This window comes from Candidatus Nanopelagicales bacterium (assembly GCA_028687755.1).
Taxonomy (GTDB): Bacteria; Actinomycetota; Actinomycetes; order S36-B12; family S36-B12; genus UBA11398.
In genome coordinates, this window is record JAQTZL010000004.1 from 156,866 (window position 1) to 181,741 (window position 24,876).

The window sequence follows — 24,876 nt, forward strand, 5'->3', positions numbered from 1 at the left end:
CCAGGGGGACTTTCATGTGTCTAGGTTTTACAGAGCGTCGGGTCCACGTTCGCCAGTGCGCACGCGAATCACTGATTCGACGTTAACCATCCACACTTTGCCGTCACCAATTTTTTCGGTACGTGCGGCATTCACGATTGCATCCATCGTCGCATTTGCTTCAGCATCATCAACGATGACCTCAATGCGAATCTTTGGCACAAGATCGATTTGGTATTCAGCGCCGCGATAGACCTCAACGTGTCCGCGTTGGCGCCCGTGACCGCTTGCTTCAGAAACGGTCATGCCATGGATGCCAACTGCGTGCAGGGCTTCCTTCACATCATCAAGTCGAAATGGCTTGATGATTGCCGTAATCAGCTTCACTGATCTTCCTCTCGACTGCGTGCAATGAGGTCACGCAAAGGGTGGTGACTGCTGGCAATACTTCCACCACCGGCTACACCAGCAAAGTCATAGGCGCTTTCGGCGTGAATCGTGGTGTCTAGGCCTGAGATTTCATCATCAGCATCAGCGCGGAAGCCCATGGTCTTGGCGATGACGGCGGCAAATAAACCAATGCCGATCATGCCTACGAACCCACCAACACCATGTACGCCAACAACATCGAGTGAATCATCAAAACCGAATCGGAATTTTTGACTGACTGCCCAAGCGCAGATCGCACCAGCAGCAAGCCCAATCACCAACGCACCAAGAGGTGTCACGAAACCACATGCAGGAGTGATCGCAACTGCGCCCGCAACTGCGCCCGATGCTGCGCCGAGTGTTGTCGGGTGACCATCACGGAATTTTTCAACAGCAATCCAGGTGAGTGCACCGCACGCAGTGGCAATTTGAGTGTTGATGAGTGCGGTAGCTGCAAGACTTCCAGCGCTGAGAGCTGAACCAGCGTTGAATCCAAGCCAACCAAACCACAACAAGCCTGCACCGAGAAGAACGAGCGGCAAATTATGTGGACGCATCGAATCGTGCTTAAAACCAATTCGCTTTCCAACAACGAGTGCGAGCGCCAAGGCAGATGCACCAGAGTTGATTTCAACTGCTGTGCCACCGGCGAAGTCGAGTGCGCCAAGGCGATCACTAATCCACCCACCTGTACCGCCTTGCAGTGCGAATGCCCAGTGTGCGATTGGTACGTAAACCAGCAACGCCCAAGCGATCATGAACACAATCCAAGAGCTGAACTTCGCACGATCTGCGATCGCTCCCGAAAGTAACGCAGTAGTGACGATCGCGAACGTTAATTGGAATATCACGAATGCAAGCAATGGAATCTGGTGACCCTCAGGGCCTACTGGCTGATTGAGGGCGTTGGAAAGACCAAAGTGTTCGAAGTTTCCGATAAAGCCGCCACCTGAATCGGTGTCGAATGCAAGTGAGAAACCAACAATGACCCACACCACAGTGATGACACCCATGGCGGAGAAACTCATCATGATCATGTTCAGCACGCTCTTGGAGCGGACCATGCCGCCGTAGAAAAGCGCAAGGCCTGGGGTCATCAGCAGCACGAGGGCCGCACAAGTCATCACCCAAGCGGTGTCGGCACCATTAATTGCATCCATGAAGGGCTCCTTCGACGCGGGTTAGACCAGTCCAGACCGCGGCGGAGTCTTACCCAGTTGTGATACAGACAGATTTCGTAAACGGGCGCTGACGAGTGGATTCGTGAGGCGATCAACGCTGGCGAATCACAATTGGGTCGGCATCGCGGAAGCGCGAGTTGGCGTAGAGCTGGTTGCCATCTTGGGTAGTGAAGCCAGTGAGGCTTGGTTTGACCCCATCAAAGACCGCGGTGCACGGCGATTCCATCAGCAGTGCCCATTCCCGTTTCAACAGGTTCTCTTGCAGCATGCCTTCGACATATCGGTTGTGAGTGCCCACAGCAAGGAAGCGAACTTTTTGAGCGATGAGTTCCAAATTCGGCAGAATCACATCCAGTTCGCGCCCTTGTAAGTCGATATGGAGCAAGTCAGTTGGTTCATCACCAGCGAGCAAGGTTTCCAAGGTCACTGTTGGAACAGCTATGTGATCAAAAAAGGCACCGCGGTAATCCATGTGTGCGTTGTCGTCAGTACTGACAGCGCCGCCCATGTCATCGTCAGTTAATTTGGGAAATTGCAACGTGGTTTCCTCGAACCAGCACGCTGCCTGCACCACGGTCATATCCGTTGGATGAATGCTGAGTTGTTCGCGAATTGATTGACTGTCTCCGGCTACGCGGCGTACTTCAATGTTGTTGTCCTGTGCATGCTGAACTGCCCACCCTGCACGCATTTCATCGGCTTCTACTGCAATACCGGTGACACTCTTGCCTTCGCGCCTGGCGATTGCTGCACCCATCACAACCCAAGGTGCCCAACCGGCGCCTACTTCAACAATGCGATACGAATCGCGATCGTTCATGAGCGAAAGTCCAAGGCCGACATACTCTTCGGCCTCTGAACGGTATCCGTCTGTTGGCACCGGCAATCGGTCTGTTGAGGTTCCGGCAAGTTCTTGCGGCGCCCACGGCAGCATGCCGATGCGAGTACGAATACCTGCCCAATCAACACGGAAATGTGACTCGGCGTCAGGTGTTATCTGAGCGCGCAACCGCTGCAGGATGGGAACGATCGCGTGAGGCAAAACGGGAACATGAAGCCCATTGCCGTACATCGCCACGACAGTTGAGTCCCCCAACTCAGGTGCCGTGGCCTCTTTAACCCCCCTGGAAAGGGGCCAACGCATCCGCGGAATGTAGCCGATCAATGTGCGCCGTGTCGCACATTTGAGCACTTTGCGAGGATGGCGTCGTGGCCCCCAAGAATCTCGTCAATATTGAAGCTGTCTCAAAGTCCTTCGGCAAGCGCCCACTCCTTGAGGGAGTTTCCCTAGGGGTGAGCGCTGGTGAGCGGATCGCTGTGGTGGGTCGTAATGGCGCCGGCAAGAGCACTTTGCTCAAGGTTTTCACAGGAGCAGAGAGCGTTGATTCTGGTCGAGTGACCGTGGGTTCTGATGTGCACGTTGAAATGGTTTCCCAGGTGGACAGCCCCGATGCTGATGCCACCGTGGCCAGCGTGGTCGTTCCCGGACGCCCCATTCATGAATGGGCCGGCGATGCCCGGGTCCGCGATGTACTCACCGGATTACTTGGAGGGTTCAACGAAGAACTCCTGAATGCTCGCGTTGCGTCGATGTCGGGAGGCGAACGTCGACGGGTGCAGTTAGCAAAAGCGCTTATTAATGACTGTGACCTGCTGTTGCTCGATGAACCAACGAACCATCTTGATGTTGATGTCATCTCATGGCTCGTTGACCATCTGAAGTCACGCCCGAAATTAGCGATCGTGGTCGTCACGCACGATCGCTGGTTCTTGGACGCATTATGTGATCGCACCTGGGAAGTAGTGCTCGGCCAAGTCGAAGAATATGACGGTGGCTATTCCGCGTATGTACTTGCGAAAGCAGAACGAGACCGCCAAGCATCGTCTTCAGAAGCGCGTCGGCAAAACTTGTTACGTAAAGAACTCGCATGGTTGCGCCGCGGAGCGCCTGCACGCACATCGAAGCCCAAGTTCCGCATTGATGCTGCAAATGAACTCATTGAAAATGAGCCACCACCACGTAACACCACAGAACTTCTTGCGTTTGCGGGTGCTCGGCTAGGCAAATCGGTATTTGAACTGCAAGACGCTTCGATGGATATCGCCGGACGCCGACTTCTTGATCGAGTCAATTTGAATTTTGGCCCTGGTGATCGTATTGGCCTGCTTGGTGCAAATGGTGCAGGTAAAACCTCGCTCATCCGCATGCTGCTTGGTGAACTTCCACCAGCGCAAGGAAAGCTCGTCACAGGTGTGACCGTGAAGCCGGCCTATCTTTCACAGCACCTTGAAGAGCTTGATCCAAAGTGGCGCGTACTTGAAGCAGTTGAAAAAGTCGCATCACGAGTTGAGTTGGGTAAAGGACGCGAGCTTTCAGCATCACAACTATGTGAACGTCTTGGCTTTAACGCCGACGGTCAGTGGACACCAGTTGGAGATCTCTCTGGTGGTGAACGTCGACGCTTGCAATTGACCCGACTTCTCATGGGTGGGCCAAATGTTCTTGTACTCGACGAACCAACGAACGACTTCGATGTTGAGACACTCACAGCACTCGAAGATCTTCTTGACAGCTTCGCTGGCACGTTGATTGTGATTTCTCACGACCGCTATTTCCTTGAGCGGGTATGCGATGACAACTATGCGCTCTTTGGCGATGGCACGGTCACGCATCTCACCGGTGGAATTGATGAATTCATTGAGCGTCGTCGGTCAATGCGTGGTCACACTGTTGCCTCGTCGCGAACGACGACGTCAGATGTGTCAGAGGCAAAGGCTCAAGCACCGGGCCTGAGTGCTGGCGAACGACGCATTATTGAAAAGGATCTGGCGCGCATTGAACGCACGTTGGCCAAGTTGGAAGAAGAAGAGGCCACCATTCACGGCAAGATGGCGGAAGCTGCCACTGATCATGAACGCTTGGGCGAAATGAATCGGCGTTTGCAGGAAATCGGTCAAAAGCGCGACGGTCTAGACGCCGAATGGCTTGTTGTAGCTGAATCCCTCACCTGATAATCGCCGCTAGACTCTGATAATGACTCTGCCACAGCGCCGTATTGGTGATCTTCAGGTTTCTTCCGTTGGTATCGGTTGCATGCCAATGTCATTTCCCGTCAAACTAGAAAACCGCGAAGGCATGATTGCGACGATTCATCGCGCACTTGATCTTGGCGTGACCTTCTTTGATACCGCAAATATCTACGCACCATCATCATCAACGATGGGCCACAACGAATTGCTCGTTGCTGAAGCGATGCGCAGTTACACCGGATCAGCAAACATGGCTGACGTGCTGGTGACCACGAAGGGCGGCATTACCCGTGAATCAGGTGGCGTGTACGGCCAAGATTCACGCCCAGAAGCATTGCGCGCTGCATGTGAAAAGAGTTTGAAAAATTTGGGAGTCTCACAAATTGAGCTCTACCAGCATCACCGCCCAGATCTCACAATTCCTTACATTGATCAGATGAAGGCCCTATTGGCACTCAAGAATGACGGACTCATCAAGCGAGTTGGCATTTCAAATGCCGATGATGTTCAGATCAACATTGCCATAGACATTCTTGGTGGCCCAGCTGATGGTGGCTTGGTATCAGTACAGAACCAATACTCACCTAAGTACCGCGCTAACACTGTTGCGCTTCATCGTTGCACCGAACTTGGTTTGGCTTACTTGCCATGGTCACCACTTGGTGGAGCATCACAGCACGCAGAAGTGGGATCACGTTATGTGGACTTTGCTGAAGTTGGCGTTGAAGTGAACGCGACTGCTCAGGAAGTTGCGCTTGCGTGGCTCTCACAGCTTTCGCCGGTCGTGATCAATATTCCAGGTGCGACTCGCCCTGAGACGGTTGATTCCATCGTTCGTTCGGCAACGGTGAAGTTGTCAGCAGAGCAAATGACTCGGTTGAACAACACAGTTCCTGAAACTGCGTAAGCGATCTGCATTATTAACTTTAGGTAGCGGCTATGAATGAAGCTCGTGAAAGCGATCGTAAGGTCTTAATCATCGGCGCGGGATTTGGTGGGCTCCGTGCTGCTCGTGAAATGAGCAAGACCGATGGAATTCATGTCACGTTGATTGATCGCAACCCGTATCAACTCTTTGCGCCATTGCTTTATCAGGTTGCAACAGGTGGCTTGTCGGAGGACGACATCGCATATTCAGTGCGGGGAGCTATCCCAGGTGTTGATTTCCGCCGTGGAGATGTTGTACGCATCGATACTGAGCGCAAGAACATCCGCCTTGAAGACGGCGCAGTACTGCCATTCGACGATTTGGTTCTCGCAACAGGGAGCACGGGGACAACTTTTGGTGTGCCAGGTGTTGCTGAACATGCGTTGCAAATGAAGACCATGGGGCAAGCGCGGGAGATCCGCAATAGCTTGCTCAACACTTATGAAGAGATTGAAAACGGGCATCGTCCAAAAGAGCATTTGCGCGTGGTTGTTGTTGGTGGCGGGCCAACGGGGGTTGAAGTAACAGGTGCAGTTGCTGAACTTCAGCGTTCAATGAAGCGTGAATTCCCTGACTTGGCCGAGTTCGCATCGGTAACTTTGGTTGAGGCTGGCCCGCGTTTGTTGCCGATGTTCAGTGAGAAGTCGAGTGCACATGCAAAGAGTGAACTCGAAGATCTTGGCGCAAGAGTTTTAGTAGATGCATCCGTTGACCGCATGTATCCAACTGACGTTCATTTGAAGTCAGGCGAAGTGCTGAACGCGGGAACGATTGTCTGGGCCGCTGGTGTCGCTGCTCATGAACAGTGGGCGACCCTTGGTTTAGCGGACCGTTCCTACCGACTTCGTGTTGATAAGAACTTGGAGCTGACCGACGGCGTGTGGATCATTGGTGATGCGGCGTCCTTAGAAGGTCCAGATGGTCGGCCACTTCCCATGATTGCCCCTGTTGCGATGCAAATGGGTATTCACGTTGGCAAGCAGATTAAGGCCAAGCATCAAGGCAAGACGCTGACCGAATTTGTCTACAAGGACAAAGGCCAAATGGCCACGATTGGGCGCCGTCGTGCAGTCGTTGAGGCCAAGGGCATCCGCCTACATGGCACGCCAGCGTGGTTGGCGTGGCTTGGATTGCATGTGTTCTATTTGACTGGTGGCCGTAACCGGGTAAGCGTCGTAGCCAACTGGATGTGGAATTACTTGGTCTGGGGAGTGGGCTCGCGCCCCGTTGTCATTGACTAACTGATCCATTGCCAAGATGCCAGATACCCCCAGTGGGTACTAGACTGTCGTTTTGGAGGTAGCCATGTCAGAGGTTTCAGCGAGCAACGCCGCAGTTCTCGTGCGCTTGCGCCGCATTGAAGGTCAAATCCGTGGGTTGCATCGGATGGTTGAAGAAGACACGCAATGCATGGATGTACTGACTCAAGTGTCAGCCGTAACAAAGGCGCTGCAGTCAGTGGCAATCCTCATGCTTGAAGGTCACTTGGCTGAATGTGTCACCAACGCAATGAACGATGACACTGTTGACATGGACGAAAAATTGACTGAAGTCACCGCTGCAATTGCACGTTTGGTGCGTAGTTAGTTACAGCGAGTTTCACCTTTGCTATTCCTACCTAAATTGTGCTGGCAATCTGCGTGATTTCCACGGTTACACCCAAGCTGCCGCTCTTCCCTCCGGCGTAAATACCTTTAAGTGGCGGCACATCGCCGTAGTCGCGCCCCCGCGCGACCACGACGTGCGCCGCACCAACCGCACGATTATTTGTTGGATCAATTGCGTGCCAACCGTGATCCCAGTACTCCACCCAGGCGTGTGATTCACCAGTCACGGTCATCCCCATCGCCTCTTCTTCACAATGCAGATAACCACTGACGTATCGCGATGGAATGCGCAATGCGCGCAGGATCGACAACATCGCATGAGTGAAGTCTTGGCATACACCAACGCCACTTGCCCATGCTTGACCCGCGGTTGTCGAGACATTGGTTGCGCCAGGTGTGTAGGTAATTTGATTGCGCACTGCTTCCATCGCTGCGTGCACGGCGATCGCAGGGCTGCCGGTATGTCGCAAGTCGCGTACGACGGACATGCGTGAGACATCTGTATCGGGCGCATCAACGTATGAGGTGCTTGTGAGAAATTCCACCCAGCGATCTTGGGTTTCATCACTATGCACGCTATGCCAAGAGCCACCGAGTGCTTCAGCTTTCATCGGCGGAATATCGACGGTGCTGACAGAGGTAACTTCAAGCACTCGATGCGGAGTATGTACATCGAAGGATTCAACGAGTGCGCCCCAATAATCTGTATAGCTTTGAATAGCTGCATATGGCTCAATGCGAAGTTCGTGACTCAGTAGCACCTGACCATCGCCATTGAGTGGACTCATCCGCACTTCATTGAATGAGGCTTCAACAGATGCTGCGTACTGGTAGCCGGTGTGATGTGAAATGCGCAATCGACGGCCGGTATGTATCGCGGTGCTCATTAGTGGCTCCAAACGATTGTGCCGTGTTGGCGGAAGAAAGCCTTATTTGCTTGATTTGATGCACGGATAGCTGCTTGGCGCGCATCGGCAATCAAACGATTAATTTCCACCGGATCATCACTTGTGGTGTATTCCAGTGAGGAGCGAAGCATGCCGACTTCACGCAACAACATGCCGCCATCGCCAACACCCAAACTCTCTAGGGCACGAACGGCCAACTCAGCATCTGCTGCACACATGCGCATTGAACGTGGGAATGTTTCATCTAGTACAAGGAACTTGCGCACATCTGCACCTTGAAAAGGTCCGCTCTTACGCAAGAAGGCTGAGAGCGCACCAGCTGCACGGAGCACTGCAACTGGTCCCGAGTTTGGCCACAACTGCTCATGTCGCATGGCGAGCAATCTGCCCATCATGTCGATGCGTTCGATATTGCGACCGAGTTTCATGAAGTAGTACGCCTCATCGCGCGGCATGGTCCAGTCGATTACACCGTTGACCACAAGCAAGCGTTCCAAGATGCGGTGAAGTCCAACACCGGGGCTTGATGAATGGGTAAGCCCGCGTGAGAGAAACAGGTGAGCCGCGTTCAGTGCTTCGAACGTGTCAGTGGAAAGTGAATCTCGAACCGCGCGTGCGTTGTCACGCCCAGCGCCAACTGCGCCCGTGATTGTTGCCGGCAATCCAGATTCGCCAACAACGCTTCGCACCAACAACAAACCATCTTCAACACCAATGTGCGGCAAGGAGAGTGCATCAAGGAGTACCGCGCAAGCCATTGGCTCTGAGATCGACTGATCTTCAACGATGAGCTGATAGTGCTCACCCAAGATACGAGTCGTTGCTTCAGCGCGTTCGATATAGCGCCCAAGCCAAAAGAAGGATTCTGCAATGCGACTCAACATGACATGCCCCCTTGCTGCTGCTGACGTTCCTGTTGCAACATCCGGTCGTCGTGAGCAGATGGCGCATCCAGGCGCTCGGGAACATCCATGTCGATCGTGACCGCGCGAGGAACCTCAAGAGGGATCGGTCGCTCGATCGTCATGGAGTCTTCAAGTACCCACGTATCTTTTGAGCCTCCGCCTTGACTTGAATTCACAACGAGACTGCCTTCTGGCAAAGCCACCCGGCTCAAACCACCGGGAAGCACATAGACGTTCTTGCCGTCGTTAACGGCAAATGGCCGTAAGTCCACATGGCGCGGACTAATGGATCCGTCATCAACAATTGTGGGGTAGGTAGAAAAACGCACCACTGGCTGAGCGATCCAGCCGCGTGGGTCTTCCTTCACCGCCTTAATCGCTCCAAGGATTTCTTTTTCAGTCGCGGTCGGGCCCATGACCAGGCCGTAACCGCCGGAACCATCAGCGGGCTTGACGACCATGCTTTCAATATTTGCAATCACATGTTCGCGCTGCTCTGGATCGCTGAGGTCGTAGGTATCAACATTTGGAAGGATTGGTTCTTCACCGAGGTAATAACGAATCAACGCTGGTACATAGGGATAGACAGCCTTGTCATCGGCAACACCGTTGCCAATGGCGTTAGCGATACCCACATTGCCTGCGCGCGCAACGTTAATGAGCCCTGGAACTCCCAGCACACTGTCTGCATTGAGGTGCACAGGATCCAGGAAGTCGTCATCAATGCGCCGATAAATCACATCAACGACACGTGGCCCTGAAGTCGTGCGCATCCAAACACGACCTTCACGGCAATAAAGATCGCGGCCTTCCACGAGCTCTACGCCCATATAGCGCGCAAGAAATGCATGTTCATAGTGGGCAGAGTTGTGAACACCAGGAGTGAGCACAACAACGTTTGGATCGTTCACAGATTCATTTGCTGATGCGCGCAGAGCTTCCAGTAAGCGTTCTGGATATTCAGTGATGGGGCGAACTCGGTGCTTGGCAAAGACTTCAGGAAGAACGTGAGCGAGCGTGCGTCGGTTTTCTAAGACATAAGAGACGCCTGATGGATTGCGCAGGTTGTCTTCAAGGACGCGAAACACACCCTGTTCATCGCGAATGAGGTCGATCCCGGAAACGTGAATGCGCACATTGTTCGACGGCTTTAATCCCCACGCTTGGCGATGAAAGTGAGTGGAACTTGTGACTAGTGAGCGAGGAATGATTTGATCGTTGAGAACTTCCATATCGCCATAGACATCGGCAAGGAACATTTCCAGCGCATGTAGGCGCTGAATTACTCCTGCTTCTACATCAGACCATTCTGATGGCGTGATGATTCGCGGAACCAGATCCATGGGTAATGGACGCTCACGCTCACCGAGGGTGAAGGTGATGCCATGTCGGTCAAGGTAGGAGTCGCGCTGACGAGCACGTTCGGCCAGACCTTCTGGACCGAGTTCATCCAGCGTGGCAGCAAGGGCACGGTGAGTTGAGCGCGGTTCGCCATCTACGAGCATTTCGTCGTATGGACCTGACCTCGTCGCCACTGACACCACGCACCTCCCGAACCACTGGTCTTGCAAATTGCCGCGGCCCAGAGGTTCTGAGCACAGTTGTGACGGTAGGGCGCCGGTGTTTCCGCGATGTTGTGCCGTAATTCCAAAATGTTTCGGTTTCAAGGCGGGTATTGCGCCAATGTTTCGTTAGCGTGAACCCGTGATGCTTTCGATGTTCGTTCTGTGGATTTTGGTCTTTTTCGGGATATTCAAAAAATGGCGCTGGACCCCAGGCTTGGCGCTATTAACCCTGATCGTCACGGTGATCCTGCTCAAGGCTCATATGACCGATCCCATCCCATTGAACTTCTAAGGCTGGCGTGATGACAAGACTTTCAGTGGAACGCCAGGTAAGCCTGGCTCGCATCATCAATGTATTGGCGCTCGTTGGGCTGCTCGGTGTGCTTGCCGGGTCACTTCACTTGCAATTAGGAATTGGTGAACAGCCTTGTCCGCTGTGTCTGGTGCAGCGTTCGGGAATGATCGGCCTTGCTGTTGGGCCGGTGATGAATTTGCTGTGGGGTATGAAGGCGCAGCATTACGCGATCAGTATTTTGGCTGCGTGTGCTGGTGCTGCGGGAAGTATTCGACAGATTCTCTTGCATGTAGCAAGCCCAACTGATCCAGGTTACGGGCCGGAGTTTCTTGGTTGGCATCTCTACACCTGGGCATTCGTCACCTTTGCTGTTGGCGTCATTGGTTGTGCAATCTTGTTGTTCTGGAACACGCCATTAATCTGTGACGATCAAGGCATCAGTAAGCAGGCTGGGGTGCTGCGCGCTATTACGTATGCAGTCATCACTGCAGTGTTCTTAGATCTTCTAGTGATTGCCATCAGTGTGATTCCTGAATGTGGCCTCGGTATGTGCCCAGATGATCCAGCGAATATTTCTGGGCTCGGCGATCTTGGTGGCTGGCTGTTCATCGCTGGATTGAGTGTTGTGTCAGTTGCGGTTGGGATTTTATTAAATCGCCGCAAGGCAGCTGTTGAGCATTAAGCAATGAATGCACAACGGGTAGCCGGAATTGCAGTAGCGATGCTAGGCGTTGTGGTTATCTTTCAACTGCTCGTGATGTTCGGTGCACCTTGGGGCGAGTACACACAAGGTGGTGGCACGAGCGGGTCCTTAACTACGAGTGGGCGTGCGATTGCAGCATTGTCAGTAGTGGTGCTTTGCGCGATGGCGCTCGGCATACTTGCGCGTGCAGGTCGTGGACCTATGAGGAATTACAACCCAAGAATCGTCACCGTCATTGCTTGGTTTGCCACGGTCTATTCCGGCTTAGCAATCGTGGTGAACCTAGCAACGCCTTCTCAGGTCGAACGCATGATCTGGGCACCATTTTCCATCGTGATGTTTGTGCTGATCGTGATCGTGATGAAGATGACACACAAAGGAAAAAACTCCTAGGGCCTATCCTCAAGGAGTGGATCACGTGCACAACGCCTACCTCGCAGCTATGCAACAAGCCATTGAAGTGGCACAGGTGGGTCCTATTACGGGCGATTTGCCGATCGCGGCCCTAGTGCTTGATGAGCAAGGTGTCGTGATTGCAGGTGCCGTCAATCAACGCGAAGCCCTCCAGGATCCAACGGCTCATGCTGAAGTACTCGTGCTTCGTGAAGCCGCAGCGATTCGAGGGGATTGGCATCTCACTGGATGCACGCTCGTGGTCACGCTTGAGCCTTGCCCCATGTGCGCGGGTGCTGCGGTGCTGTCGCGAATTGATCGAATTGTGTTTGGTGCATGGAATGAGGAATATGGGGCTTGCGGGTCGCATTGGGATCTGCCACGTGATAAGCGCATGAATCATCGACCTGAAGTGATCGCTGGGATCCTCGCAGAGGAGTGTGGCAATCTGGTGCGAGATTTCATGGCAGGGCAACGAGCACAGGAGGACTTATGAGCGGGATGCGTGAAGGTGCAGTGCGAATCGCACCGCGTCGCTATCGACGTCGTCGTCCGACATGGCACGTCGTTGTTGCCATTGCAGCAGCAGTTCTTGTCGTTGCTGGATTAATTTTTGGCATCGTAAAGATGTTCAGTGGTAGCGGCGAACCAGAAGCCGTAACTGCGACACCGAATCCCTCGCCATGTGTCACCGTGATGGTTTCTGCAGCTCAGTCACTTCCGGCAATTGAACGTGTGCGTGTCAATGTGTACAACGGCACGAAAACACCTGGGCTTGCGGGCACTACTGCGCAAACTTTGCGAGCTCGTGGTTTCACCATCAAGGATGTTGGCAATGCTGTTGGTAATCGCGACATCACCGGTGTTGGTGAACTTCGTTACGGACCTAAAGGCAAAACTTCTGCGCAACTGTTGGAGTACTACTTCCCAGGTGCGGTGTTGATTCCTGATGGCCGCAGTAAGCGTGTTGTCGATGTGATCATCGGCAGTGGGTTCACCGCTGTTGTTGATGACGCAACCGTTGCAGCGAAGAAGGCGTCACCAACACCGAGCCCGTCGGGCCCTGGTTGCCCAACTCCAGCGGCAACGCTCGGTGCTACGCCAGTTGCTTCTGTGGTACCGGCCGCTTAGTTTTCTTCAAGAACAACACCAGTACTGGCACCGCATATGCCCACCACACAACAACTTCTAGCCAGGTGGTTACCGGGCGGAAGCTAAAGATGCCCTTGAGAAGTGAGCCGTACCAGCTCTCAGGTGGAATGGTTGAGCTGATGTCGAATGCGACGGTATCTTCGCCAGGAAGTAACCCAGCTTCTTGATACTCATGAACGGCATATGCAAGAAGGCCTGCCGCAACGATGATGAGTGCGAAGCCGGTCCAACGGAAAAGTTTTGCGAGATCCAAACTCACTGCACCGCGATAAATGATGATGCCGATGATCACCGCAGTGACTAATCCCAGAAGCGCACCAATCACTGGCTCACTGGTGCCTCCGCTCGCGGAAATTCCTGCATAGAGAAATAGTGCGGTTTCCAATCCCTCGCGGATCACTGCGACGAACGCGATGATCGCCAGTGCCCAGCTACCTTTTTCGAGAGCCTGATCAACTTCACCTTGGAGTTGGCCCTTAATGAAGCGTGCTCGCTTGGCCATCCAAAAAATCATCCAAGTAATCAGGGCGACAGCGGCGATGCTGGTAGTTCCGGCAAAAATTTGCTCGGCACGCTCTGAGAGTTCATTACTGGTGACGGCAAGCAAGACCGCGAATCCCACGGAAAGTGCGATTGCCAATCCCACGCCAGCCCAAAGACGAGGAAGGAGATGTTGCTGACCGAGTTTGACGATGTAGGCCACCAAAATCGACACAATCAGAGCGGCTTCAATGCCTTCGCGCAACCCGATCAGAAAATTGGCGAACATTCGCACTCCTTAACTTAGGTAACCCTTACTTGGATCAATGTGCACAAGTTAGGGTTACCTAAGTTATATGTCAAGCCGATGCGGTCAATAGGGACCAAAGTCCTGACTACGAATCATGGATCCGAACATGATTCATGGGCACCCAGAAAATCTGGATACCCATGAATTGGCGGTGGCGGTGGGAGCCGTCGCCCTTCGGGCTCCTCCCAAATCCTTGGGCACACATGATTCATGGGCACCCAGAACAATCTGGATACCCATGAATTGGCGGTGGCGGTGGGATTTGAACCCACGGTGAGGTTGCCCCCACACGCGCTTTCGAGGCGCGCTCCTTTGGCCGCTCGGACACGCCACCGTGGAAGAGGGTACAAGTAAGAAACGAGGGCACCGTTTGGTGCCCTCGTTTACTTCACGCGGAGGGTAGGGGATTCGAACCCCTGAGGGGTTTCCCCCAACCCGCTTTCCAAGCGAGCGCCATAGGCCACTAGGCGAATCCTCCGTGGGGGAGCCTACCGTTCGCCCGAGTTGGCCTCAATCTTCCCTGCCCTTACAGTTATCTCGACCCCTCGTGCGGCGTTATCTCGCTGAACCTCCCCAGGGCCGGAAGGCAGCAAGGACAGGTGAGCTCTAGCGGGTGTGCGAGGGGTCCCTTATATGTAGAGGATCAGCACATGGCCAACATTTCGCGCTCACATACGTTGATTGCAAAAATCGCTGCAGTTGTATTAGGCGTCGGTTCGATCGTGAGCTTCGTACCGACAAGTGCGCAGGCCGTTGACCTCACGCAAACGCAAATCGATGCAGGCCTCAAGAGGTTCCAAACCGCATCTGCGCGTGCGAGCTACTTCATGTCGATGGAAGTCGCACCAGAGGTAACCGGTGCTGTTCCACTGAAGGCTGGCATGCATCGCCTGTGGGATATGAAGACAGCTTGGAAAGACGTGAACCCTTCAAAGGGTGTTTTTGACTGGTCTGTTTTGGATATGCGCGTTGCGCAGTCAGAAGCAACAGGTGCGCGGCCAATGCTCGTTCTCGGATTAACGCCAACCTGGGCAGCAAGTGATCCAAATGCTGGAGATGCACGTTGGGGTCTTGGAACCGCAAGTCCACCAAAAGACATCAACGACTGGAAGAACTACGTCCAAGCCGTCGTGAGTCGCTACGGCAATCGCATTGCTGGGTACGAAGTATGGAACGAAGCGAACCTTCAAACATTCTGGACCGGTTCATACGATCAGCTCGCAGAGTTAACAGATACTGCGTTCGACATCATCAAGTCATCGAACTCGGGTGCGCTTGTGATGATGGCTTCAACGACAACTCGTTTGGTTTCACCAGCGGCGAAGTTCACCACGGGTTATCTGGAAGCACTTGGGCGTTACGGCAATCCATTTGATGGATACACCATTCACACCTACCCCGCAGGCGACATTCCATTCGATGGAATTTCGGCGCAGCGCATTGCCGATGTCAAAGCGTGGCAGACCGCGGTTGTGAAAGCCGTTGGCCCGGATTCCCCACTTTTGGATCGACTGATTTTCGATACCGAAGTGAACTACGGACTCGCCGGCCCAGGCGCGCGACCAGGAACAGACTTCACGGACGAGCAGGGTGCAACATTGCTCGAGCAGACCTATCGCGATTCAGCGGCACTGGGCATTGATGCAACGTTCTGGTACCTCTACACGGCAGCACCGTTTGATTTGCTTGGTGTTCAAATGTGGTCGGGTTCGCCAGTTGTGAATGCGAAATGGAATGCATTGCGGAGTTCAACTCCCGCTGCAAGCACTCCGACGAATCAGGGATCAACGACCACTACGCCAACCACGGATGCGCCACCTGCGCCAATCAATCTCCAAGCGGGACGTACCGGGACGCAATTGAGATTGACGTGGGATATGCCAGTAGAAACCTTTGGCTCAACTAATAAAACGAGTTACAACATTGAAAGTAAAAGTAAGTTCACTAGCGGTTCTTGGGGACCATGGAATGGGTTTGCGAACGTTTTAGAAGGTCAGAGCTACACGGAGAAGGCTCCTTGGCTCGATCTTTCCGGAAGCATTTTTGATTTCCGGGTGCAAGCGATGGTCAACGGTAAGACTTCCGATTGGTCCACACCTGCCAGAATGGTCGTAACGAAAAACGTCACACCCCCAAATAACGTCAATGCGATTATCAACAGCTCAGCGGTAGTCGTGACATGGCAGGGCAGTTCACTTGATACTGATTTATTAGAGGGCTATCGCATTGAAGGTCGCAACGTTTCGAAGAAAACTCTTTGGAAAGTTTTGGCAACCACAAGCAACACGGTCCCGTCAAAGCGTCTAACGCGCGAGCAGGTTGGTGCCGATGAGTTCGATACCGTGGAATTTCGAGTGTCCACGCTTTCAACAAGCGGCAAGCGATCCAGGCCATCGCCTGAATCACCGCGGCGCCAGTTCACCAATGAACTACCCGCTCCAGTGAACGTCAATGCTACGTACGACTCATCGCTTGGTTGGATGACCATCACTTGGGCCGCCCCGGATACCGCAGTGCCTGGCGGCCGCAACGTGATGGGCTACGAGTTCTCGTATCAGTGGCCAGGGTCTACGAGTTGGACAACCTTCGGCGATCCTGTTGGCTCCAAGGTGGGTAGCACAAGTGCTGTTTTCGATTTGGTCAATGTCCCAAAGGGCGTGCTGAACGTGAGAATTCGCTCCGTGGGTTGGCCTGGTCAGATCTACTCGGCCTATTCCTCGCCAATTGGCGTCGTGAAGAGGTAGTGAAACTGATCGCGACGAAGAGTGTCGGTACGAGCCAATAAGGTGGCACCCGTGTCCATGGCCCTGTATCGCACTTATCGCCCTGCTTCCCTTGCGGAAGTGGTCGGTCAGGAGCACGTCACTGGTCCACTGACCCGCGCACTGCAAAACGACCGCACGCATCACGCGTACCTCTTTGCTGGACCTCGTGGTTGTGGCAAAACCTCAACCGCACGCATCATGGCTCGGTCGCTGAACTGCGAACAGGGTCCAACTCCAACCCCTTGTGGTGTGTGCCAAAGCTGCATGGATCTTGCACCCAATGGAGCAGGTTCCATCGACGTTATTGAGCTTGATGCCGCAAGCCACGGCGGTGTTGATGACACTCGCGACCTTCGCGAACGAGCAATGTTTGCTCCTGCATCCTCGCGTTACAAGATTTACATCATCGATGAAGCCCACATGGTGACCTCCGCAGGCTTTAACGCACTGTTAAAACTTGTTGAAGAGCCACCACCGCATGTGCGCTTTATCTTTGCGACTACTGAAGTCGACAAGGTGCTGCCAACAATTCGCTCGCGTACGCACAACTACACCTTCCGCTTAGTGTCGACGCGTGAATTGCAAATTCACCTTGCATCCATTTGCGATCAAGAGGGCGTAGCTGCTGATGCGGCAGCCCTCGCGTTGATTGCACGCGCAGGTGCCGGCAGTGTTCGTGACTCGCTTTCAATTCTTGGCCAAGTGATTGCCGGAGCTGGCAGTGAAGGTGTCACGTACGCCGACACAGTGATGCAGCTTGGTATGACTGACATGACCTTGCTGGATGAAACCGTTGATGCACTGATTGCCCGTGATGGCGCGGCTCTGTTTGGCACCATTGAAAAGGTCATGGATGCAGGCCACGAGCCCCGCCGCTTCGTTAGTGATCTCGTTGAACGTTTGCGTGACCTGATTGTGCTGCAGCATGTGCCAGGCGCGGCAGCGATGTCATTGATCGACGGGCCAGATGAGTTGATTGCCCGTGAGCTCGAACAAGCACAACTTATTGGTGCCGCTGAACTTTCACGCGCAGCCGATGTCGTAAGCGAAGCATTGAGTGAGCTCAAAGGCGCAACAGCTCCACGGCTGCAACTTGAATTGATGTGCGCCCGTTTGTTGTTGCCGGCGATTGATGCTGATGAACGCGGGCTTCGCGCTCGTCTTGACCAAATTGAACGTCGTTTGGCTTCTGCTCCCGTTGATGCAGTTGTGGCATCAAAGGCAAGTGCTGCACCTGCTGCACCTGCTCCACCTGCCGTGCCAGCAAGCCCACCAAAGCTTTCTGCTGTTGCGCCTTCAACAGCGGCGAAAGCAACACCAGAAACTCAATCTCCTGTTGCACCTGCGGCTGGAGCGAAACCACCAGCTGCGCCAAAGATTCCTAAGGCTGGACCACCGGCAAAGGCTGTTGTTGAAGAGACTGTTGCTGTAGTTGCACCTGTTTCGGGAGCAATCGGAGATACGCCTGCGCTTTCAGACTTCGTCACAATGTGGCCAGCGATCATGGATGCAACCAAGGCGTATTCACGCGTTGCGTGGATGTTGTTCAACGCTTCGCAGCCGCTTTCTATTGCTGACGGAACCTTGGCAGTTGGTGTACCCAATGCTGGTCAGGTCAACAACGCGCGCACCAGTGGTCACGATGAACGTCTGCGTCAAGCAATTCTTGACGTGATGCGTGCTGATGTGCGTATTGATGTGGTGCTTGCACCAAACGCAGTTGCCCCAAATGGTTCATTAGCGAATGAATCAATTGCGGTGATTGCTGAAGTGGATACGCCAAGCGTTGACGACGATGACGTAGATGACGAGTCAGGTATTGATCTGGCCATTCGCGCGCTGGGTGCCACCCAAATCGGCGAGATTGAACACTGATGTACGAAGGCATTGTTCAAGATCTCATTGATGAGCTCGGTCGGCTTCCCGGCGTGGGCCCAAAAAGCGCGCAGCGCATTGCATTTCATATTCTTTCTGCCGATCCAACTGACGTCATGCGCTTGGCAGATGCTTTACGCGAAGTGAAAGAAAAGGTTCGCTTCTGCGCGGTGTGTGGCAACGTTGCTGAAGAAGAGGAATGTCGCATCTGCCGCGATCCTCGTCGCGATCAAACAATCCTGTGCGTGGTCGAAGAATCAAAAGACGTAGTAGCCATTGAAAAGACTCGTGAATTCAAGGGTCGCTATCACGTGCTCGGTGGGGCAATCAGCCCAATCGAAGGTATCGGCCCCGATGATTTGCGCATTCGTGAGCTAATGGCGCGGCTATCCGATGCCACCATCGTTGAAATCATTCTTGCCACAGATCCCAACCTTGAAGGTGAAGCGACTGCTACTTACCTTGCGCGCATGATTGCTCCCCTTGGCATCGCGGTGTCGCGTTTAGCGAGTGGATTGCCCGTTGGCGGCGACCTTGAATATGCCGATGAGGTCACGCTGGGCCGTGCCTTTGAAGGCCGCCGACGCGTGTAATTGCAAGGCTTTCTAGCTCTGCTGATCTTGAACTCTGAGTACTTTCGTTTTATATTTGGGGGGCGACAGGGGTTGAAAGGTCCCCTTGCCGCCCCGAAAGGTCACCCGGTGCCCTTGAGGGTCCGGATGAGTTCCGCGAGGGCTCTGATGATGCAAGCCATGGCTATCAACTTCTGGCTGTTCATCAGGGCCTTTCGCTTTCCCTGATCGAATTTCCGATCCACCTTTCACCTCCTCCCTTCAGCAAAGGTGCGCCCGTGATTGCGCACCCATGCCGAAAGGGGAGATCCGGTGAAGGTAAGTCGGTTGAAATCGCTGCGTCCATGGCGAATCTAGAACTGTGGACAGGACCCATGTAGGCGTGCGATTGTGGATAAACCCTTGAGGAAAACGCTTACGTTTTGCCGGGTAGACTTCTCTCTCGTGTCCCTAATCGTGCAGAAATTCGGCGGTTCGAGCGTGGCTGATGCCGCCTCGGTGAAGCGTGTTGCCCGACGCATTGTGGAGACCAAGCGCGCTGGTCACGATGTGGTTGTTGTGGTCTCGGCGATGGGCGACACCACCGATGAATTACTCGAGCTCGCTGAGCAGGTCTGTGAGAACCCACCTGCTCGCGAACTCGACATGTTGCTGACATCGGGTGAGCGCATTTCAATGGCAGTGCTCGCGATGGCTATTGCTGATCTTGGTGAAGACGCTCGTTCATACACGGGCTCACAGGCTGGTCTTATTACCGATGCCGCCCATGGCGCCGCAAAGATCATCGATGTCACCCCAGGCCGCATTCAAGAAGCCATCGCTGCCGGTGCGATTCCTATCGTTGCTGGTTTCCAAGGTGTTGCTCAAGACACAAAAGACATCACGACACTTGGTCGAGGTGGTTCAGACACCACGGCGGTTGCACTTGCGGCAGCACTCAATGCATCTGTATGCGAAATCTTCACGGATGTTGATGGCGTCTTCAGCGCAGACCCACGTGTTGTGCCTGCAGCACGCAAGGTTCCTTTCATCACGTATGAAGAAATGCTTGAGCTCGCCGCTGTTGGCGCAAAGGTGTTGCACCTTCGTTGCGTTGAATATGCACGCCGATTTGATCTACCCATCCACGTTCGTTCGTCGTTCTCTCAACTTGATGGCACATTCGTGTTGTCACCTGAAGCCATTGCTACCGCTATCTCCGAAGGAAAAGCCATGGAACAACCGATCATTTCCGGTGTCGCTGCAGATGTGAACGATGCAAAGATCACTGTGGTGGGCGTGCCCGATAAGCCAGGTGAAGCTGCAGCGATCTTCCGTGCCCTTGCTGATGCATCCATCAACATTGATATGATTGTGCAGAATATTTCGGCTGCAACTACAGGCCGCACTGACGTTTCCTTCACCTGCCCAATGGGATCTTCAAAGAAGGCGCTTGAAGCGCTGGAAGCAAAGCGCTCAGCGATCGCATTTGAAGATCTCATTCTTGATGATCAGGTTGCCAAGGTCTCTCTCGTTGGTGCAGGCATGCGTTCACATCCAGGTGTGTCCGCTGACTTCTTCTCGGCTCTAGCTGATGCCGGTATCAACGTAGAAATGATTTCCACTTCTGAAATTCGAATTTCGGTTGTGACTCGTGTTGATGATGCAAAGCGTGCCGTTCAGGCCTTGCATACCGCGTTCGGTCTTGATGCTGATGGAGAAGCAGTGGTGTACGGAGGAACTGGACGATGAGCCGTGGCATGCATGTTGCTGTCGTTGGAGCAACCGGTCAGGTTGGTTCAGTGATGCTTCGCCTTCTAGAAGAGCGCAACTTCCCAATTGAACGCCTGCGTTTGATGGCTTCCTCGCGCTCGGCGGGCAGCACTCTCACCTTCCGCGGCGAAGAGATCGTTGTTGAAGATGCCGAGACTGCAGATCTCACTGGCATTGATATCGCGCTGTTCTCAGCCGGCGGTTCAACTTCGAAAGCACTTGCTCCAAAGTACGCAGCTGCTGGCGCAGTCGTGATCGACAACTCTTCTGCATGGCGCATGGATCCTGATGTTCCACTCGTAGTGAGCGAAGTGAACCCAGACGCAATCAAAGACATGCGTAAGGGAATCATCGCGAATCCCAACTGCACCACGATGGCCGCAATGCCAGTGTTGAAGCCATTGCACGCTGCTGCAGGTTTGCGTCGTCTTGTCGTGAGCACCTTCCAAGCCGTTTCTGGCTCAGGCCTTGCCGGAGTTGAGGAACTTGCATCACAGGTGCGCGCAGTTGTGAATCAAGATATTGAGGGACTGACGCATGATGGCCGCGCGGTGAACTTCCCAGCGCCGGTGAAGTACGTCGCGCCAATCGCCTTCGATGTTGTTCCGTTTGCAGGAAATCTTGCGACCGATGGTTCTTTGGAAACGGACGAAGAACAAAAGCTGCGCAATGAAAGCCGCAAGATTCTCGACATTCCAAACCTGTTGGTTTCTGGAACCTGTGTGCGAGTTCCAGTATTCAGTGGCCACTCGTTGTCGATCAATGCAGAATTTGATCAGGCAATTACTCCAGAGCAGGCAACCGCTCTCCTTGCTGGCGCACCTGGTGTTGAACTTTCCGAAGTGCCAACCCCCTTGCAGGCCGCAGGCGCCGATCCATCATTTGTCGGACGTATCCGTCAAGATCAATCCGTGGCTGATAACAAGGGCCTAGCGCTGTTTGTCAGTAATGACAATCTGCGTAAGGGTGCAGCGCTGAACGCAGTTCAGATCGCTGAGATCATCGCTGCATCGAAGTAGTTACTTCGCAGTAGCTCGATCAATGCCACGCTGGCCTTCTCGCCGAGCAACGCTTGAGATTCCAGGATTGCGATCAATGAAAGCCTGAACATCGGCTGGCCAATAAGCGGAAGCATCTCGAAGTGCCCACCCGATTGCTTTAGCGATCCAAAAGTTCTTCTCGGTGATGTGTTGTTCGCACATAGCAAAGAGCAAATTAAGATCGGTGTTATCGCGATTGCCGCGTTGATGCTGAATGGCTGTGCGAACTAACCAAATGTTGTCGGCCTCTATCCATTCCCACATGGTGTCTACCAGTTCAGGGTGTTGACGGATAAGTGGGTTGACCGCATTTGAGTTCAGGGCGTCGATGGTGTCCCACCAGGATTTCTCAATAACGAGATCCTTAAGGGGATGAATCAGGAAGTCCGCGCTGCGCTGCTGCTTATTCCAGGCCAGCAGGTCGCAAGCTGCGTATTGATATTCACGCTCGGGTAACTTCCACATGGCCGAACAAAACTTTGCAAGGTTGATTTCATCAAGTGGCTGCAAAGGTTTCCACACGGCTTTGAGTGCTGCTCGCCGAGGCACAGTTGAGATACCAATGAACGGTGCAATATTTTTCATGTAGTTCGCTGCACCCTCAGCGGTGTTGGGATCACCAAGAGGAGCGAACGCTTCCTTGGTGGCCTTAACCCAAACGCGGTAAGTCATAACCAAAGGCCTTGTAGTCAGAGGCGTATGCGTCAGCAACCTTGGCAAGTAATTCAGGGGTGTAGTGCTCATTCATATGTGACCCAGCGTGCGTGGCCTTCTTGCAGAAGAAGTCTTCCTTCAGTCCGGGCGCTCCAGTGAGCTTGCCAAGTAGATCCCATGAATTTTCAAGTTCTTCGAGGTGGATCAACGCATTGAACTTAAAGAGATCAAATCCGATGTGATCTGTTTGGCGGCGCCAATGTGGATCTTGCTGACGCGAAGGAAGTGCACACACCACATCGATGAAGTCTGCGAAGGAAATGTCTTTTGGTTCTTCAGGTGCGCGACCTTGTTCCTTCAAGATCTCAAAGATTGGTTCGGCCTGTTGCAAACCCTGCGTTATTTTTTCTAGCCAACCTGAAAGTAAACGTGACGCGGGTTCACGCACTACTGCAAACCGAGTGAATTTGCGGCTGGTGAGCACATCTTCAAGTTCATCGTTAGGTAGTTGATAGGGCTTAATGAAGGGTGTCGCATTTTTGCGCTGATGTGGGTTGTCTTGCACAAGTTCCACAAGTGATTCATTGAAGCGTGCTGCTTCAAGGCCACCAAGGGTTGACTTCATGGTTCCGCAACCAGCTTTTGGAACCTCGAAGTAGATGTATTTGTTCACGAGCGAAATATTCACGTGGTTATTGACCGAGCGCCAACCCATTGATTGCACATATTTACCAGTGGTTTTACCGAGGTCGCGAACAGCGGGACGGCGGTCCATACCTGTTACTCCTTAAGGCTCGGTGGAAGGTGAAGGTTAACGAAGATTTGCAGAGACTGGAGAGGTAAGCGTCAGCAGTGTTGCTTCTGGTCGGCAAGCAAAACGAAATGGTGCATAAGGGGACGTGCCGCACCCAGCAGATACATGCAGCGGAGCAACGTGCCAGCTGCCATCAGCGCTGAGCACGTCGTATTCACTCAATCCGCGTGCCTGTGATCGATCAAGATCGCAGTTGGTGACCAATGCACCGACTCCGGGAACGCGTAATTGACCCCCGTGCGTGTGACCAGCAAGTACGAGATCAGCACCATCACCAATAAAGCCATCAAGTACACGGCGGTAAGGCGCATGCACCACCCCGAGGGCTAAGTCAGCGGAAGTATCGAAAGCTCCTGCGACTTGGTCATAGCGATCGCGGCTGATGTGCGGATCATCAACGCCGCGGACATCAAGGGTTCGACCGTCTGCAGTGACCATCGCGGAAGTGTTGGAAAGATCGAGCCAGCCGTTGTCTTGTAGACCATCAACAAGATCGTGCCATGGAAGCATTGGCCGGGTTGGTTCAAGCTGTGAAGGCCCCTGGAAGTATTTCGCTGGGTTAATAGGCCGTGGCGCGAAGTAGTCGTTGCTACCAAGGACAAAGACACCAGGGATGTCGAAGAGTGGATCAAGACTGTCGAGTATGTGTGGGATGGCATCGAGGTGCGCCAAGAAATCACCAGTGACGACAACGAGATCTGGATTGGTATCGCGAAGTGAGTGCAGCCATTCATGCTTTTTTGTTTGACCTGGGATGAAGTGCAAATCGGATAGATGCAGGATTCGCAGATCAGATTGACCAAGTGGAAGCACCGTGACTTCTTTGTGACGCAACGTGAACTGCTGGGCTTCCCAGTAGGCATAGGCCAAGCCGGCCGCACCAATTGCCGCAGTGCCCACCAACTTCTTGCCAAGTCCCATACCTTGATCGTCCCATCCCAAAGCGGTTCCCACCAATTGGGTTCTAGGCCACAATGGATCCATGACTTCCCTGAAGGAACAGCTCCACGCAGACCTGACCGCATCGATCAAGGCTCGAGACGCCTTGACCTCATCCACCCTGCGGATGGCTCTCACCGCTGTGTCCAATGAAGAGGTCTCGGGCAAGGAAGCCCGCGTGCTCAGCGACGATGACGTATTGACCGTGCTTGGCCGTGAGGCAAAGAAGCGCAAGGAAGCCGCCCAGGCGTATGACGATGCCCAACGTCCAGAACTTGCCGATAAGGAGCGCGAAGAGCTCGGTGTGCTGGAGAAGTACCTGCCTGCCTCATTGAGTGACACAGATATCCGGGCGATCATCGCTGCCGCAGTCGCTGAAGTTCAAGCCGGCCCAGCCACTGGTGGAGCTGCCCTTGGCGCAGTGATGAAGCTGGTCCAGCCGCAGGTCAAGGGTCGTGCCGACGGTGGCTTCGTGGCCGCCGAGGTGAAATCCGCCCTCGGAATGGGATAAATTCTTTCACCGCTTATAGTCATAACGAACTATTACTAAATAGTCCTTACGAACCTATTGTGCTGGGTCGCACCTGCGTAAGTTCTCGT

The 24,876-nt window shown here is 53.6% G+C and carries 25 protein-coding genes, 2 tRNA genes and 1 other RNA gene; 16 read left to right on the forward strand and 12 right to left on the reverse strand.

Translation table 11 applies throughout. The features are described 5' to 3' along the window. Positions 1 to 27 precede the first annotated feature (27 nt). From PHN51_07320 to PHN51_07330, 3 genes are all read right to left on the reverse strand, one after another. Positions 28 to 366, reverse strand: a complete 339-nt coding sequence (locus PHN51_07320) for a P-II family nitrogen regulator (protein MDD2818590.1) — start codon at positions 364 to 366, stop codon at positions 28 to 30. After that, positions 363 to 1,568 carry an ammonium transporter gene (locus PHN51_07325; protein MDD2818591.1) on the reverse strand — a complete coding sequence of 402 codons (1,206 nt, stop codon included), beginning with the start codon at positions 1,566 to 1,568 and terminating at the stop codon, positions 363 to 365. The genes PHN51_07320 and PHN51_07325 overlap by 4 nt, the downstream gene beginning before the upstream one ends. Before the next feature lie 112 nt (positions 1,569 to 1,680). Beyond that, entirely contained in the window at positions 1,681 to 2,733 is a 1,053-nt protein-coding gene (locus PHN51_07330; protein ID MDD2818592.1) for a hypothetical protein, read from the reverse strand. Positions 2,734 to 2,798: 65 nt separating this feature from the next. On the opposite strand from PHN51_07330, the gene PHN51_07335 reads away from it, so the two are divergent. The 4 genes from PHN51_07335 (at position 2,799) to PHN51_07350 (ending at position 7,134) form a co-directional block, all read left to right on the forward strand. Then, on the forward strand, positions 2,799 to 4,601 hold the full coding sequence (locus tag PHN51_07335) for an ABC-F family ATP-binding cassette domain-containing protein (protein MDD2818593.1): 1,803 nt from the start codon (positions 2,799 to 2,801) through the stop codon (positions 4,599 to 4,601). A gap of 22 nt (positions 4,602 to 4,623) precedes the next feature. Further along, positions 4,624 to 5,526 carry an aldo/keto reductase gene (locus PHN51_07340; protein ID MDD2818594.1) on the forward strand — a complete coding sequence of 301 codons (903 nt, stop codon included), beginning with the start codon at positions 4,624 to 4,626 and terminating at the stop codon, positions 5,524 to 5,526. Between the two features lie 32 nt (positions 5,527 to 5,558). After that, positions 5,559 to 6,788, forward strand: coding sequence for an NAD(P)/FAD-dependent oxidoreductase (locus PHN51_07345; GenBank protein ID MDD2818595.1), 1,230 nt, complete (start codon positions 5,559 to 5,561; stop codon positions 6,786 to 6,788). A 64-nt stretch (positions 6,789 to 6,852) separates the two neighbouring features. Further along, positions 6,853 to 7,134, forward strand: coding sequence for a metal-sensitive transcriptional regulator (locus tag PHN51_07350; GenBank protein ID MDD2818596.1), 282 nt, complete (start codon positions 6,853 to 6,855; stop codon positions 7,132 to 7,134). 31 nt (positions 7,135 to 7,165) lie between these two features. On the opposite strand, the gene PHN51_07355 is transcribed toward PHN51_07350, so the two are convergent. From PHN51_07355 to PHN51_07365, 3 genes are read right to left on the reverse strand one after another with little or no spacing between them, the layout of a single operon-like run. Then, positions 7,166 to 8,041 (reverse strand): transglutaminase family protein, encoded by an 876-nt coding sequence (locus tag PHN51_07355; protein ID MDD2818597.1) that lies wholly within the window; start codon positions 8,039 to 8,041, stop codon positions 7,166 to 7,168. Further along, on the reverse strand, positions 8,041 to 8,946 hold the full coding sequence (locus PHN51_07360) for an alpha-E domain-containing protein (protein MDD2818598.1): 906 nt from the start codon (positions 8,944 to 8,946) through the stop codon (positions 8,041 to 8,043). Before PHN51_07360 ends, PHN51_07355 begins: the two co-directional genes overlap by 1 nt. Then, positions 8,940 to 10,502 (reverse strand): circularly permuted type 2 ATP-grasp protein, encoded by a 1,563-nt coding sequence (locus tag PHN51_07365; GenBank protein MDD2818599.1) that lies wholly within the window; start codon positions 10,500 to 10,502, stop codon positions 8,940 to 8,942. The genes PHN51_07360 and PHN51_07365 overlap by 7 nt, the downstream gene beginning before the upstream one ends. Before the next feature lie 172 nt (positions 10,503 to 10,674). Between PHN51_07365 and PHN51_07370 the strand changes: the two genes are divergently transcribed. From PHN51_07370 to PHN51_07390, 5 genes are read left to right on the forward strand one after another with little or no spacing between them, the layout of a single operon-like run. Beyond that, positions 10,675 to 10,824 (forward strand): DUF5993 family protein, encoded by a 150-nt coding sequence (locus tag PHN51_07370; GenBank protein MDD2818600.1) that lies wholly within the window; start codon positions 10,675 to 10,677, stop codon positions 10,822 to 10,824. A 10-nt stretch (positions 10,825 to 10,834) separates the two neighbouring features. Then, positions 10,835 to 11,509, forward strand: coding sequence for a disulfide bond formation protein B (locus PHN51_07375; GenBank protein MDD2818601.1), 675 nt, complete (start codon positions 10,835 to 10,837; stop codon positions 11,507 to 11,509). 3 nt (positions 11,510 to 11,512) lie between these two features. Next, entirely contained in the window at positions 11,513 to 11,923 is a 411-nt protein-coding gene (locus PHN51_07380) for a hypothetical protein (protein MDD2818602.1), read from the forward strand. 16 nt (positions 11,924 to 11,939) lie between these two features. Continuing rightward, positions 11,940 to 12,419, forward strand: a complete 480-nt coding sequence (locus tag PHN51_07385) for a nucleoside deaminase (protein ID MDD2818603.1) — start codon at positions 11,940 to 11,942, stop codon at positions 12,417 to 12,419. Beyond that, entirely contained in the window at positions 12,416 to 13,054 is a 639-nt protein-coding gene (locus PHN51_07390) for a LytR C-terminal domain-containing protein (protein ID MDD2818604.1), read from the forward strand. Before PHN51_07385 ends, PHN51_07390 begins: the two co-directional genes overlap by 4 nt. Here the strand turns inward: PHN51_07390 and PHN51_07395 are convergent. The 3 genes from PHN51_07395 to PHN51_07405 form a co-directional block, all read right to left on the reverse strand. Continuing rightward, positions 13,020 to 13,844: an FTR1 family protein gene (locus PHN51_07395; protein MDD2818605.1), complete on the reverse strand. Its 825-nt coding sequence runs from the start codon at positions 13,842 to 13,844 to the stop codon at positions 13,020 to 13,022. The two genes, PHN51_07390 and PHN51_07395, sit on opposite strands and share 35 nt — an antisense overlap. Before the next feature lie 265 nt (positions 13,845 to 14,109). Further along, positions 14,110 to 14,199 (reverse strand) — tRNA-Ser (locus tag PHN51_07400). A 59-nt stretch (positions 14,200 to 14,258) separates the two neighbouring features. Next, positions 14,259 to 14,343 (reverse strand) — tRNA-Ser (locus tag PHN51_07405). A gap of 58 nt (positions 14,344 to 14,401) precedes the next feature. Between PHN51_07405 and ffs the strand changes: the two genes are divergently transcribed. The 6 genes from ffs to PHN51_07435 all read left to right on the forward strand — a co-directional run bounded on the left by ffs (position 14,402) and on the right by PHN51_07435 (position 21,848). Next, an RNA gene (gene ffs, locus PHN51_07410) (signal recognition particle sRNA small type) lies at positions 14,402 to 14,498 on the forward strand. A gap of 17 nt (positions 14,499 to 14,515) precedes the next feature. Further along, positions 14,516 to 16,609: a hypothetical protein gene (locus PHN51_07415; GenBank protein MDD2818606.1), complete on the forward strand. Its 2,094-nt coding sequence runs from the start codon at positions 14,516 to 14,518 to the stop codon at positions 16,607 to 16,609. Positions 16,610 to 16,666: 57 nt separating this feature from the next. After that, positions 16,667 to 18,505 carry a DNA polymerase III subunit gamma and tau gene (locus tag PHN51_07420; GenBank protein ID MDD2818607.1) on the forward strand — a complete coding sequence of 613 codons (1,839 nt, stop codon included), beginning with the start codon at positions 16,667 to 16,669 and terminating at the stop codon, positions 18,503 to 18,505. Further along, positions 18,505 to 19,098 carry a recombination mediator RecR gene (gene recR, locus PHN51_07425; GenBank protein ID MDD2818608.1) on the forward strand — a complete coding sequence of 198 codons (594 nt, stop codon included), beginning with the start codon at positions 18,505 to 18,507 and terminating at the stop codon, positions 19,096 to 19,098. Before PHN51_07420 ends, recR begins: the two co-directional genes overlap by 1 nt. Before the next feature lie 423 nt (positions 19,099 to 19,521). Further along, positions 19,522 to 20,808 carry an aspartate kinase gene (locus PHN51_07430; protein MDD2818609.1) on the forward strand — a complete coding sequence of 429 codons (1,287 nt, stop codon included), beginning with the start codon at positions 19,522 to 19,524 and terminating at the stop codon, positions 20,806 to 20,808. After that, on the forward strand, positions 20,805 to 21,848 hold the full coding sequence (locus tag PHN51_07435) for an aspartate-semialdehyde dehydrogenase (GenBank protein ID MDD2818610.1): 1,044 nt from the start codon (positions 20,805 to 20,807) through the stop codon (positions 21,846 to 21,848). The genes PHN51_07430 and PHN51_07435 overlap by 4 nt, the downstream gene beginning before the upstream one ends. On the opposite strand, the gene PHN51_07440 is transcribed toward PHN51_07435, so the two are convergent. Genes PHN51_07440 through PHN51_07450 form a run of 3 tightly spaced genes read right to left on the reverse strand, consistent with a single transcriptional unit; the run spans position 21,849 to position 24,258 of the window. Then, positions 21,849 to 22,541 (reverse strand): DNA alkylation repair protein, encoded by a 693-nt coding sequence (locus PHN51_07440; protein MDD2818611.1) that lies wholly within the window; start codon positions 22,539 to 22,541, stop codon positions 21,849 to 21,851. Then, positions 22,519 to 23,298 carry a sulfotransferase family protein gene (locus tag PHN51_07445; GenBank protein MDD2818612.1) on the reverse strand — a complete coding sequence of 260 codons (780 nt, stop codon included), beginning with the start codon at positions 23,296 to 23,298 and terminating at the stop codon, positions 22,519 to 22,521. The genes PHN51_07440 and PHN51_07445 overlap by 23 nt, the downstream gene beginning before the upstream one ends. A 36-nt stretch (positions 23,299 to 23,334) precedes the next feature. After that, the gene (locus PHN51_07450) at positions 23,335 to 24,258 is read right to left on the reverse strand and encodes a metallophosphoesterase (GenBank protein MDD2818613.1); all 924 of its coding nucleotides are present in this window, start codon (positions 24,256 to 24,258) and stop codon (positions 23,335 to 23,337) included. Positions 24,259 to 24,319: 61 nt separating this feature from the next. Here PHN51_07450 and PHN51_07455 point away from each other — a divergent pair, with 61 nt between their 5' ends. Further along, positions 24,320 to 24,787, forward strand: a complete 468-nt coding sequence (locus PHN51_07455; protein MDD2818614.1) for a GatB/YqeY domain-containing protein — start codon at positions 24,320 to 24,322, stop codon at positions 24,785 to 24,787. Positions 24,788 to 24,876: the final 89 nt, after the last annotated feature.

What these genes read in the sequence shown, in the direction of transcription:
- PHN51_07345 (MDD2818595.1), top strand. Translation starts at nt 5,559, where the DNA reads ATGAATGAAGCTCGTGAAAGCGATCGTAAGGTCTTAATCATCGGCGCG.
- PHN51_07350 (MDD2818596.1), top strand. Translation starts at nt 6,853, where the DNA reads ATGTCAGAGGTTTCAGCGAGCAACGCCGCAGTTCTCGTGCGCTTGCGC.
- PHN51_07380 (MDD2818602.1), top strand. Translation starts at nt 11,513, where the DNA reads ATGAATGCACAACGGGTAGCCGGAATTGCAGTAGCGATGCTAGGCGTT.
- PHN51_07450 (MDD2818613.1), bottom strand. Translation starts at nt 24,258, where the DNA reads ATGGGACTTGGCAAGAAGTTGGTGGGCACTGCGGCAATTGGTGCGGCC.
- PHN51_07360 (MDD2818598.1), bottom strand. Translation starts at nt 8,946, where the DNA reads ATGTTGAGTCGCATTGCAGAATCCTTCTTTTGGCTTGGGCGCTATATC.
- PHN51_07390 (MDD2818604.1), top strand. Translation starts at nt 12,416, where the DNA reads ATGAGCGGGATGCGTGAAGGTGCAGTGCGAATCGCACCGCGTCGCTAT.
- PHN51_07445 (MDD2818612.1), bottom strand. Translation starts at nt 23,298, where the DNA reads ATGGACCGCCGTCCCGCTGTTCGCGACCTCGGTAAAACCACTGGTAAA.
- PHN51_07340 (MDD2818594.1), top strand. Translation starts at nt 4,624, where the DNA reads ATGACTCTGCCACAGCGCCGTATTGGTGATCTTCAGGTTTCTTCCGTT.
- PHN51_07395 (MDD2818605.1), bottom strand. Translation starts at nt 13,844, where the DNA reads ATGTTCGCCAATTTTCTGATCGGGTTGCGCGAAGGCATTGAAGCCGCT.
- PHN51_07330 (MDD2818592.1), bottom strand. Translation starts at nt 2,733, where the DNA reads ATGCGTTGGCCCCTTTCCAGGGGGGTTAAAGAGGCCACGGCACCTGAG.
- PHN51_07375 (MDD2818601.1), top strand. Translation starts at nt 10,835, where the DNA reads ATGACAAGACTTTCAGTGGAACGCCAGGTAAGCCTGGCTCGCATCATC.
- PHN51_07370 (MDD2818600.1), top strand. Translation starts at nt 10,675, where the DNA reads ATGCTTTCGATGTTCGTTCTGTGGATTTTGGTCTTTTTCGGGATATTC.
- PHN51_07455 (MDD2818614.1), top strand. Translation starts at nt 24,320, where the DNA reads ATGACTTCCCTGAAGGAACAGCTCCACGCAGACCTGACCGCATCGATC.
- PHN51_07415 (MDD2818606.1), top strand. Translation starts at nt 14,516, where the DNA reads ATGGCCAACATTTCGCGCTCACATACGTTGATTGCAAAAATCGCTGCA.
- PHN51_07435 (MDD2818610.1), top strand. Translation starts at nt 20,805, where the DNA reads ATGAGCCGTGGCATGCATGTTGCTGTCGTTGGAGCAACCGGTCAGGTT.
- PHN51_07420 (MDD2818607.1), top strand. Translation starts at nt 16,667, where the DNA reads ATGGCCCTGTATCGCACTTATCGCCCTGCTTCCCTTGCGGAAGTGGTC.
- recR (MDD2818608.1), top strand. Translation starts at nt 18,505, where the DNA reads ATGTACGAAGGCATTGTTCAAGATCTCATTGATGAGCTCGGTCGGCTT.
- PHN51_07440 (MDD2818611.1), bottom strand. Translation starts at nt 22,541, where the DNA reads ATGACTTACCGCGTTTGGGTTAAGGCCACCAAGGAAGCGTTCGCTCCT.
- PHN51_07355 (MDD2818597.1), bottom strand. Translation starts at nt 8,041, where the DNA reads ATGAGCACCGCGATACATACCGGCCGTCGATTGCGCATTTCACATCAC.
- PHN51_07325 (MDD2818591.1), bottom strand. Translation starts at nt 1,568, where the DNA reads ATGGATGCAATTAATGGTGCCGACACCGCTTGGGTGATGACTTGTGCG.